This window comes from Actinotignum sanguinis, assembly GCF_003957255.1.
Classification (GTDB): domain Bacteria; phylum Actinomycetota; class Actinomycetes; order Actinomycetales; family Actinomycetaceae; genus Actinotignum; species Actinotignum sanguinis.
Window position 1 is genome coordinate 45,818 of the sequence record NZ_QDIE01000011.1, and the last position, 11,044, is coordinate 56,861.

General features: G+C 62.0%; 7 protein-coding genes. 5 read left to right on the top strand and 2 right to left on the bottom strand.

Features of this window, described 5'->3' with window-relative positions; genetic code table 11:
- Complete coding sequence (locus DDD64_RS04250) at positions 1-1,632, top strand: RNA-binding domain-containing protein (RefSeq protein WP_164545910.1); 1,632 nt, start codon at positions 1-3, stop codon at positions 1,630-1,632.
- 181 nt (positions 1,633-1,813) lie between these two features.
- Here the strand turns inward: DDD64_RS04250 and DDD64_RS04255 are convergent, their stop codons facing one another.
- Positions 1,814-2,608: a hypothetical protein gene (locus DDD64_RS04255; protein ID WP_126135181.1), complete on the bottom strand. Its 795-nt coding sequence runs from the start codon at positions 2,606-2,608 to the stop codon at positions 1,814-1,816.
- Positions 2,609-2,755: 147 nt separating this feature from the next.
- On the opposite strand from DDD64_RS04255, the gene DDD64_RS04260 reads away from it, so the two are divergent.
- The 3 genes from DDD64_RS04260 (at position 2,756) to DDD64_RS04275 (ending at position 8,265) form a co-directional block, all read left to right on the top strand.
- On the top strand, positions 2,756-5,470 hold the full coding sequence (locus DDD64_RS04260; RefSeq protein WP_241227366.1) for an HAD-IC family P-type ATPase: 2,715 nt from the start codon (positions 2,756-2,758) through the stop codon (positions 5,468-5,470).
- A gap of 262 nt (positions 5,471-5,732) precedes the next feature.
- Positions 5,733-6,902 (top strand): flagellar basal body-associated FliL family protein, encoded by a 1,170-nt coding sequence (locus DDD64_RS04270; protein ID WP_126135182.1) that lies wholly within the window; start codon positions 5,733-5,735, stop codon positions 6,900-6,902.
- A gap of 214 nt (positions 6,903-7,116) precedes the next feature.
- Positions 7,117-8,265 (top strand): cation diffusion facilitator family transporter, encoded by a 1,149-nt coding sequence (locus DDD64_RS04275; protein ID WP_206435379.1) that lies wholly within the window; start codon positions 7,117-7,119, stop codon positions 8,263-8,265.
- 143 nt (positions 8,266-8,408) lie between these two features.
- Here the strand turns inward: DDD64_RS04275 and DDD64_RS04280 are convergent, their stop codons facing one another.
- Positions 8,409-10,580: an InlB B-repeat-containing protein gene (locus tag DDD64_RS04280; protein WP_126135185.1), complete on the bottom strand. Its 2,172-nt coding sequence runs from the start codon at positions 10,578-10,580 to the stop codon at positions 8,409-8,411.
- A 232-nt stretch (positions 10,581-10,812) separates the two neighbouring features.
- On the opposite strand from DDD64_RS04280, the gene DDD64_RS08910 reads away from it, so the two are divergent.
- Positions 10,813-11,044: IS1/IS1595 family N-terminal zinc-binding domain-containing protein (locus tag DDD64_RS08910; protein WP_206435364.1), on the top strand; the 232-nt coding region annotated here is incomplete at its 3' end.

An 11,044-nucleotide genomic window follows, 5' to 3' on the forward strand; every position in this document is an offset into this window, starting at 1 on the left:
ATGTCAAAGTTAGAAAGCGAAGAAGAGCTGCTTGCCCTTCTTGCTCGTTTGCGCCTGCACTGCGGGGATGACACGTTTTACGAGGTAAAAGCCGCACAAGGCGGCCTCCCGGAAGACCTTGGGAAAACAATTTGCGCTTTCGCTAATATGCCTGAAGGCGGATTCATTGTTTTAGGAGTCTCGGAGCCTAATTTTGATGTTATCGGTGTTACGCGCCCCGCAGACATTGAAGCGGGCATCGCCAGCGTTGCACAAAACGCGGTAGTACCGGCACCCTCCGTGACTACTCGAACTCTGACGGTCAAGGGCGAATCTGTTGTAGTGGCTCAGGTGCACCCACTCGCTGTCATACACAAACCTGCCACATTCCAAGGAAGTCCTTACTTGCGCCAGGCCGATGGCGATTATGTTATGCCGGCCAATGAACAGCGGATGCTGGAAGTTGCTAAGCTGACGGATCGCGAAATTGATTCGCCGGATGCACGGGTCGTAGCGGATACGAGTGTAAGTGACCTCAAAGCCGACCTCATGGAGAAATATATACGTGCGTGCCGGCGCGAGGTTCGCCAACTGAGCGAAAGCACCGATGAAGAGGTGCTGCGGAATACTCGCGTGGTGCGCGAGGACCAGCTCACCCTCGCGGGGCTATATGGATTAGGCGCGTTCCCCCAAGGGGCTTGCCCTGCCCTCACGGTAACCGTAGCCGTCCGGTACTCGGGCACTCGTGCGACGGTCCGAACTTCTGACTTAAAGCGGTTCAACGGTCCGGTTCCAGAACTCTTCGATGCGGTGATGGATTGGATTCGCCAAAATCTCAGGAGTTACCAAGCTTATCTCCCCAGTGGCGACCTGCGTTCCGTCCCCGAGCTTCCCCTCAACGCGATTCGAGAAGCAGTAGCCAATGCATTGGTTCACCGAGACCTTGGACCTCACACCGTCATGGAAAAAAGTATCGATATCCGCCTGGAGCCACGGAAACTCGTCATATCTTCCCCGGGCGGGCTCAAGTCGCTAACAGTTTCTCAGTTACTGAGCGAAGAGCTCACACGTGTGCAAGTCAACCAACATCTGTACCGCATCGCTACCTATATGACCGACGCCGATGGAAATAACATCATTGAAGGCGAAGGCGGCGGTATCCAAACGATGCTCCGCGAAATGAAACGGTACGGGCTTGACGCTCCCACAATTATTGATACGGGCGTCAAGGTCACGGTGGTCTTCCCGCGCCCGCAATCTGTCGATGATATTGACGTGGAGACTATCCTCGGGTCTTCTGCACGCCTCTCGCCATTCGTGAACCCAGGGCCAATTCCCGCCGAGCTTCTCTCGCCAGAAAGTACCTCGCAAGAAATAGCTTCGCCTGATACGAGCGGCCCACTCCTAGCATCGCTCGATACAGACTCCTGGCTCCGCGGGCTGAGCCGAAACGCACCCGCGATTGTAGAAGCGTTGCGCGCCCGCAAGGAAGCGCTGTCCACCGGGGAGCTCGCTCTACTGACAGGGCTGTCCGTCGCGCAGGTCCGATATGCTGTCAAACCGCTCCAAGAGGAAGGCGTGGTGCGGCGCGATGGCGGACAGGGCGTAAAAACCACGACGTATACCCTCTGCGAGCCGTTCACGCAGGTATAAAAGCCGTTCAGATGTAAAAAGTGCGGAGAACCCCAGCCATCTCAGGAGTCACACGGGTCCTGGCGGAGGCCCTATGTGTTGTCACGGCTGTACTGCGATTGTGTTACACATGCAGTACAGCCGGGAAAACACATACCACCCCTCGCCGCATCGGCTGCGGTATTTTCAACGACGACGCACTCTAGCTCGCCGGCGGCTTGTCCAGCACCGTGCCGTTGACAGAGCGGAAGTCCCACACCGAACGGCACTGCGATTTTTCTTCCCCGGCGCTGGCATCCCGAAGCGTGCCTTGCGAATTGAAATCGGGGGTTTCCACCATGTAATCCACGTACTCAATCACCCCGGTGCGCCGGTTGTAACCCACGCTTCCCGCGGTAATGAACCACGTCCCATCTTGCGCGCAGGTATCCAGCAGTTGGGTGCCCAGCGAAGGGAGCTGCGTTCCCGCACGCAAACTCCCCGAAACGACCCCGCGTTCATTTTCCGGACCGTAATCGGCACTGCGAATCAGCAAGCGCATATCGTCCTTCGAGAGCGGTGCCAGGCTCGCCTTATTGGGAGGCTGCCCGTTAATGGTGTACTCCAGCACCTTATCCCCGTCATACCGCTGCGCCAGCTCATTTACGCTGAATCGCGACGCCCAATCATCCAACCCCGAACGGTTATTGGTGCGCAGCACCCGAACCTCGAACTCGGTGAGGTTATCTACCGCCCGTAGAGCCTGCGCCGCGACCGAGTCCTCCACTGCGGATTCCGTGCCTTGCCCGCCAGCCGCACCGGGTGCAGTGGGTGGCGCGACCGATTGCGCGGCGCCTGGTGAACTTGCCGCGCTAGGCGCCGGAGTCGAGCTTGCCGAACCGACCGGCGCTGCCGGGGTGCTGGTGGCCGGTGGCGGCGTCGTCGTACTAGTACAGGAAGCGAGGGCCGCAACCGCGCAGATTCCCGCGACGCTGCGGAAAAGATTTTTTCGTGCCATACCTCATGCTACCGCCACACGGCGCGTAAGTGTGACGGGCGCCGCAGCCTGGCGTGCCCGCGCCGTTCCGCGCCGCACGCCCCGTTATGCCGCGCGCCCAAGAAATCTTCACCCGACGTCCAGCTTCCTTGCCTAGAATCGTTTTTTATGAACGACGCCGCATCCGCGCCCGCCGCGGGAACCGCATCCGCGCAGCCGGACCACGAATCCCTCGCCCTAACCGACCCCACCACCGGCAACGAGCACGTGCCCGCCAGCGACCCGGCCCGCGGGCTGAGCGCCGCGCAGGCCGCCCAGCTCGCCGCGGACGGCAAAGCGAATACCCGCCCCGACCGCTCGGGGCGCTCGGCCGCGCAAATTGTGCGCGATAACGTTTTCACCCGCATTAATTTCATGCTCGGCGTGCTGTTCATTGCCGTGATCCTCACCGGATCGTGGATCAATAGTGCCTTCGGCCTGCTCATTATTGCGAACTCGATTATCGGGATTATTCAGGAGCTGCGCGCCAAGCACACCCTCGATTCCCTGGCCGTTATCGGGGAGGCGCATCCGCGGGTGCGCCGCGACGGCGAGGTGCGCGAGATCGCCCGCGAGGAGGTGGTGCTGGGCGATATTATCGTGGTCGCCGCGGGCGAGCAGATCGTGGTGGACGGCGTCGTCACCGAAGCTGATTACCTCGAGGTCGATGAATCCCTCCTCACCGGCGAATCTGATTCCATCCACAAGGAACCCGGCGCCGCGATGATGTCCGGCTCCTTCGTGTCCTCCGGCTCGGGTAGCTACCGCGCCACCCGCGTGGGCGCCGACGCCTACGCCGCGAAGCTCACCTCCGCCGCCTCGAAATTCTCGCTCGTCGATTCCCAGCTGCAAAACGGGATCGACCGCATCCTCAAAGCCATCACCTGGGTGCTGGTGCCCGTCGGGCTGCTGACCATCTGGGGGCAGATCCGCGTGGTGGGTCTGGATTGGGCGGCTCTCGGCGCGCAGTGGCGCGATATCGTGCTTTCCGTAACCGGCGCGCTGGTGCCGATGATCCCCGAAGGACTGGTGCTCATCACCTCGACCGCTTTCGCGCTGGGTGTGATCCGGCTTGGCCGCCTGAACGTGCTGGTCAACGAGCTGCCCGCCATCGAAGGCCTCGCGCGCGTGGACACCGTGGCCGTGGATAAAACCGGCACCCTCACCGAAAATACCTTGCGTTTCGCGGGGCTCGAGTTGGTGCCCGGCGCGGCTTCGCACAGCGGGTTCAGTTCCGGCAGCACGGATTCGCACAGCGGCTCCGGTTCCGGTGCCACCGCGGTGCAGCACGACGACGCCGCCACTCCCGCCGCGCGTGCTCAGGCCACCGCACGGGAAGCCCTGGCCCAGCTGGGGGCGGCCGATCCGGCTCCGAACTCCTCGATGGAGGCCATTCAGGAAGCCCTCGGTGCACCGGCCCAGCCGTGGGATGTGGCCGAGCGCCAGCCTTTCACCTCGGCAAAGAAGTGGTCCGGGGTGAGTTTCACCAATGGCCAGCACTGGATTATGGGGGCCCCGGATGTGCTCCTTGACCTGGCGAGTCCGGCCGGCCAGGCGGGCGCCGCCATCGCCGCCACCGGCCAGCGCGTATTGCTCCTGGCCCGCAGTGATACGCCCGTCACGGCCGCGACCGCGCCCGGAAACCTCGAGCCGCTCGCCTTTATTCTCCTCGACCAAAAAATCCGCCCGGATGCCTCCGATACCCTGCGTTATTTCGATTCCCAGGGTGTGGCGGTCAAGGTGATCTCCGGTGATAATGCCGCGGCGGTCGGGGCGGTGACCACGCAGCTCGGCGTCGACGTCGGCACTCCCGTGGATGCCCGCACCATCCCGGAAGCGAGCTTCGCGGAAACGATTAACGACAATGCGGTGTTCGGGCGGGTGACCCCGGATCAGAAGCGCGCCATGGTGGCGGCGCTGCGCGGGGCGGGACACACCGTCGCGATGACGGGCGACGGCGTCAATGACGTGCTTGCCCTCAAGGACGCTGACCTGGGCATCGGCATGGGCTCGGGCACCTCCGCCACCCGCTCGGTCGCGAAGATTGTGCTGCTCGACGATAAATTCGCGTCGCTGCCGCACGTGGTGGGCGAAGGCCGGCGCGTGGTGGGGAATATCGAACGCGTGGCCCGGCTTTTCCTCACCAAAACGGTGTATTCGGCGGTGCTCGCCATCGCGGTGCTGCTGTTCGCGCTGCCCTACCCCTTCGTGCCGATTCACGTGACGATCACCGGCTGGTTCACCATCGGCATCCCGGCGTTCCTCCTCTCCCTACCGCCGAATAACGACGCCGCCCGCCCCGGTTTCGTGCAGCGCGTCATGCGTTTCGGTTTCCCGGCGGGCCTGATTGTGGGGGTCGCGACCTTTATTACCTACGTGATGTTGTACGACGGCGCAGCTAGCTCGGCGTATGCGACTCAGGTTTCCACCGCGACGCTGCTGACGATGATTATTGCCTCCTCGTGGGTGCTCGTGGTGGTGGCCCGGCCCTATGTTTGGTGGAAGATTCTGCTGATTTTGCTGCCGCTGGTGGGTTACGGGGTGATTTTCCTCTGGCCGTTCACGCAGCGCATTTTCATGCTGGATTCCTCCAATTCCGGGGCGATGGCCCTGGGCACCCTGGTGGGGCTGATCGGGGCGGCGCTCATTGAGGCACTGTGGTGGTTCTTAGGATTGCACTTCGGGGAGCCGGCCCGACTGTGGCAAAGCGCGGAGCAGCGGGCCGCGCAGCGCACCCAGGCCGAACTGCGCAAAAAGGCCACGGCGGCTACGGGCGCGGCGGCTACGGGCGCGGGCACGGCGGCTACGGGCACGGGCACGGCGGCTACGGGCGCGGCGAAGTAGCAGAACTAGCGGAACGAGCAGTTGTTTCTCTGCTGGCCGAAAGGCGCTGAGCTTGGCGAACGCGAAATTTGCTTGCCGCTCCCGGCTGCCCTCTGATTGAATGAATGTGGCTTGGCCCGTGTAGCCGAACGTTCCGGTGTGTCCGGTGGCGTGCGGAAGGCGGCCAGGCATCTGTCACATCGGGGGCGTTTTCGCCGGTTACCGTGCACGTTTATCGCGCGGGGTTACCGCGCACCGCTCCCGCGCATCGTTAGGATTTATCGTGAGCGAAGAAGACGCAACCCGTTCGCCGCAGGGCGGCGAACCCACCCGAGCTTTCCCTCCACACGGCTCCGAGAACACCACTTCCGGCGCGAGCAGCTCACCCGAAGCCGCCTCTGCTCCCGGCACGGGCAATACACCCGATATCACCGGCGCACCCGATATCACCAGTGCGCCCACCCAAGCTTTTTCTACACCCACCTCGCCTTCGGGCGACTATCCTACCCAGGCTTACCCCGCTCACGTCGGCGCCTACCCCGATCCGGGCCAATATGGTGGCGGGCAGGGCAGCCAGCCCGGTCAATACGGGGCTAGCCAGGCCGGCCAGTACGGTAGTCCGGCGTACCCGGGCGGTCCCGGCGCCTACCCGCAGCAAGGCAATTATCCGGGTCAGGCTCCGCAATATGGCTCCGGCCCGGCTGGCCAGTACGGCGGGCCGGGTTACCCCGGCGGGCAATACGGAGCCGGCCAGGGCGGTCAATACGGGGCTCCCTGCTACCCGGGCGCGCCGGGTGGTCAGGGTGGTCCGGGTAATCAGTACCCCGGCGCCGGCGGCCCGAACGGTCCGCGCGGCGGTTACCCGGCCGGATACGGCCCACAGCCCAAGCAGAGCAAAACCGGGCTTTTTGTTGGAATTGGGGTCGGCGTAGTGGCGCTGATCGCGCTGGTTGTTGGCCTCATTTTCTTCCTCAACCGGGACAAGGCCAGTGATGATGTGCAGCCCGATCCCAGCTCGGCGCCTTCGATCAGCGCCCCCGCCACGCCGGACGGCACCGCCGCACCGGAAACTAGCAAGGCCCCCATTTTCGATTCGCCCACAACTCCCGCACCCGCGCCCTCCGGCAACTCGGGTGACTCAGCGGGCAAAGATGGCAAGGATGGGCTGACCTACACCTATCCGCCGGAGAAAATCGGGGCCCTCTTCGATTCCTTCCTTAAGGACCCGACTTTCACCGAGGCTTTCGGTAAACCCGAACGCGATGACGCCGGTGCCTGCATCGGCAATGCCGCGCAAGGCAAGCTATCTGACCAGTTCATCGATGTCCTCGAGCGTGCCAGCAAGGGCGATATCACGGCCGGCAGCGAAATTGAGGACCCCAAGTTCATGAACGACCTCCTCAACTTCATCCTCATCATGGACTCCTGCGGAGTAAATATCACGATGCAATAGGATCCTGCGCCGGCATACGTCACCTCATTGCAATGCACCCGGGCACCGATTCCCTTCGCGGAGTGAGTGCCCGGGTGCTTGTCTCTTGGCTCATGCCACTGCGTATTATGCGCGTGGCCGCATAGGCGTCGTCGTACATGCTCCGCATCACAGGCTGTACCCTGCCGCAAACTCAGCCGGCCGGGTACACTCAGAGCCCCAAGGAGGTTATGTTATGCATAATAATAATTATTATCATTGCGAGCACGGCGACCACGCCGGCGGGCAATGCACCTGCGCCCAGCGCAGTTCCAACACCTCCTCTGCACCGGCGTCAGAGGAGAGTGGCCCATCCGAGGAGGATGGCGAATCATTTAACGAGGATGGCGCCGGCGACCACCTCTGCCGCCTGGCTCGCACCCCCGCCGCGGTAGCTCCCGCGGCCGGCCACGATCATGCCAGCGGGCACGACCACGGGCCCGGGCACGTGCACGGCGCCGGAGCGCAACGCGGGCGCATCGCCTGGGCGCTCGGTATCACGTTCTCCATTCTTATCGCTGAGGTGATCGGGGCGTTCTGGCTCGGCTCGCTGGCCCTCCTTGTGGATGCCGGCCATATGCTCACCGATAGCGCCGGCCTGGTCATGGCGCTGGTCGCCGCTCACCTCACCACCAAACCCGCCACCAACCGCCGCACCTGGGGTTATGCTCGGGCAGAGATTATTTCCGCGTGTTTGCAGGCCACGCTGCTTCTCGGGGTGGGTATTTTCGTTATTATCGAAGCGATCAAACGCCTGACCGACCCGCCCGAGATGCCGGCCGCGCCGCTCTTGATTTTTGGCATTATCGGCCTGCTCGGCAATATCGCCTCCATGCTGATTTTGTTCACCGGGCGCGGTGCCAGCCTCAATATGAAGGCCGCCTTCCTGGAGGTGTGCAATGATGCGCTCGGTTCGGTGGCGGTCATCGTGGCTGCGGCGTCGATCTACTTCACCGGGTGGGGTGGCGCGGACGCGATTGCCGCGATCCTCATCGGGATTCTTATTATTCCGCGCGCGCTGCGGATTCTGTCCACCGCGCTCAACGTGCTTATGGAGGCGACGCCGCAGGGCCTCGACCTGGACGAAGTACGCCAGCACATGGAAAATCTGCCGCATGTGATTCGCGTGCACGATATGCATGCGACGACGGTGGCGACCGGGCTGCCGGTACTGAGCGCCCACGTTGTGGTTGAGGATGAGTGTTTCTTTGACGGGCACGCCCCGCGGATCCTTGACCAGCTCCAGCAGTGCGTCGCGGAGCATTTCCCGGTCAAGGTGGAGCACTCCACTTTCCAGCTTGAGCCGGCCGAGCACAGCAAATGTGAGTATGTGCCGCACGGGTAGGGAGTAGCTCAACGCGAGCGCGACCGGAGGCAACCGAATGCAGCCGCAGGCACAAGTGTGGGGGCACCTCAATTGAGATGCCCCCACACTTTTTTGCTAGTGCGTTAGCGGGCTAGCTTGCCAGCTAACAAGCGCGCGGCGTCTTATGCTTTCTTGCGGCGGGTGGCCACGAGGGCGGCACCGGCCAGCAGAAGTGCGCTACCGAGGGTGAAGGGCAGGGCAGCTTCGCTACCGGTATGGGCGAGGGAACGGCCGGGCTTCGTGACCTTGGCTGGCTGCTTAGTCACCTTGCCAGGCTTCTTGACTTCCCCGGCCTGGCCGGGTTCGCCGGTCTTGGCGGGATCGGTCACCGTGCCGGGCTGACCCGGGGTGCCAGGCTGGGCTGCCTTGGCCTTGACCGTGAGGGTCGCGGTCTTGATAACCTTCGCGCCCTTGTCATTGGTTACGGTGAAGCTCAGGGTGTACGTACCCGGCTTGTTAGCGTCGTACACATTGCCAGGGTTGGCAACGACCTCGCCACTGGCGGAAACAACCATGTCCTTCGGGTCGAAGGGATCACCCACGATGATCTTCACGTCCTTCAACTCCAAAGTCGGAGCCGGAACCAGCTTAACGAGCGGCTGCTTAACCGTGAGGGTCGCCGTCTTCGTCGTCGTAATACCCTGCTCATTCGTCACCGAGAAAGTGAGCGTGTACGTACCCGGAGTATTCGGGTCATACACGTTATCCGGGCTGGGCACCACGGTCCCGTTCGAAGAAACAATCATGTCCTTCGGATCGAACGGATCGCCGGCCTTGATCTCCACGTTCTTCACCACGAGCTGCGGGGCCGGAATAATCGCGGTCCACCGCTGCACGACCGTGAGCGTCGCGGTCTTCGTCACCTTCGCACCCTGCTCATTGGTCACCGTGAAGCTCAAGGGGTACTTACCCGGCTTGTTCACGTCATACACGTTATCCGGGCTGGGCACGGCCTCACCACCGGTAGCGGAGACAACCATGTCCTGCGGGGTGAAGGGGTCACCCACGATAATCTTCACGTCCTTCAGCTCCAAAGTCGGAGCCGGAACCAGCTCAACGAGCGGCTGCTTAACCGTGAGGGTTGCCGTCTTGGTGACCTTCGCGCCCTGTTCGTTGGTGACCGTGAAGGTCAGGGTGTAGGTGCCCGGAGTATTCGGATCGTACACGTTATCCGGGCTGGGCACGGCCTCACCACCGGTAGCGGAGACAACCATGTCCTTCGGATCGAACGGATCGCCGGCCTTGATCTCCACGTTCTTCAGCTCCAGCGTGGGAGCCGGAACGAGCGGGGTCCAGCGCTTCTTGACGATGAGGTTGGCGGTCTTCGTGACCGTGCCGCCGTGCTCATCGGTCGCGGTGAATTCGATCGGGTAGGTGCCGTAGGTGGTGGCGTCATAATTGCCCGTGTGGGTCACCGAGCCGCCCGACGCCGGATCGGTAAGGTCACGGTTCTTGTAGTCCTTCGCGGACACAATCATGCTTTGCGGATCGAAGGCATCATTTTCCCAGATCTCGATGTTCTTCACCTCGAGCGTGGGCAGCTTCGCCCACTCTGCGGTCAGGCGGACGACGCCGCCGCGACGTTTCCCGACGACCTGATTGCCGTCGATTTCATCGAACTGGTAGGGGTTCTCCGCCGTGAAATACTTCGTTTCACTACCCGTGGCACGATCACCGATAAGGTCACTTTCCCCGGACCACCCGATAAAGGTGTAGCCCTCACGCGTGGGATCGGCTGGCTTTTGCACGGTACTGTGCGGGGTAATGAACATTTGGTGATAGTATCCGGGGCGCTGCGCCAGATGGTCAGTCGGAATCTCACCCGACCAGGTACCGCCATTGAGGTAGTACGTAGCGTAATTGAAGAACGTGGTGTTGGTCCCCAGGTAGATCCGCCCCTTCGGGGTGTAGTCCTTCAACGTATACGTAACAACGGCATCCTTACCGATGCCGGCCACGCTTTCCGTCAAGTCCGAGCCGAGCTCGAAGGCGCCGCTGGTGCCGGTGAGGACACGGGTCGGCTTCATGACGATTTCACCGCTGAGCTTCCAGCCCGCGGGGTACGTGGTGGAACGGTAGCTACGTGCCGGATCGGTCGGGAAAACGACCTTTTCGGCGGGGTTCTCCGGATTGTATGCAGCGATGTCAAACTTCTGCACGCTATCCCAGGAAATATTGTAACTAAATTCGTACGTTGCCCGTGGCGCTGCCTCGGCACGTAACGGATGCCCCGCGACCACCATTGCCACGGCGGCGATGATCGCGAGGAACCGTGATACGGTTCGCGTGAGCATTTTATCAATCCTTATCTAGGTAGACGAGATACCTAAACTAAGTGTCCTATAGGGTAAATAGACAGAAATGGTTGCTAATACCCAGACTTTCCCTCGCTATACCAACACAAAGTCCGGGTCGTTGAGCTTTCCGGCCTCAATAGCCTTGCATACTTGACAAACACCGGGATATCCACATGGAGTGAAAACCCTGTCCCGACATGCCCGACGCTGCCCCGTATGCTCTACCCCAATGAAGAAAAACGGCCACCACCCAAACGGCCGTCAGCGTTGGTATTGCAAGGAATGCCACTACAGTTTCACCGCGCTAGACGACCGACAAAAACACGCTAAAGAATTCGCTGAATTCCTCACCTACCTCACCACAACCACACCCCGACGCCTCAGCGCCCGCGACACCCGAACCTGGGACCGGGCCCATGCCTGGTGTTGGCACACCCGCCCCATCTGGACGCCTACCGGGC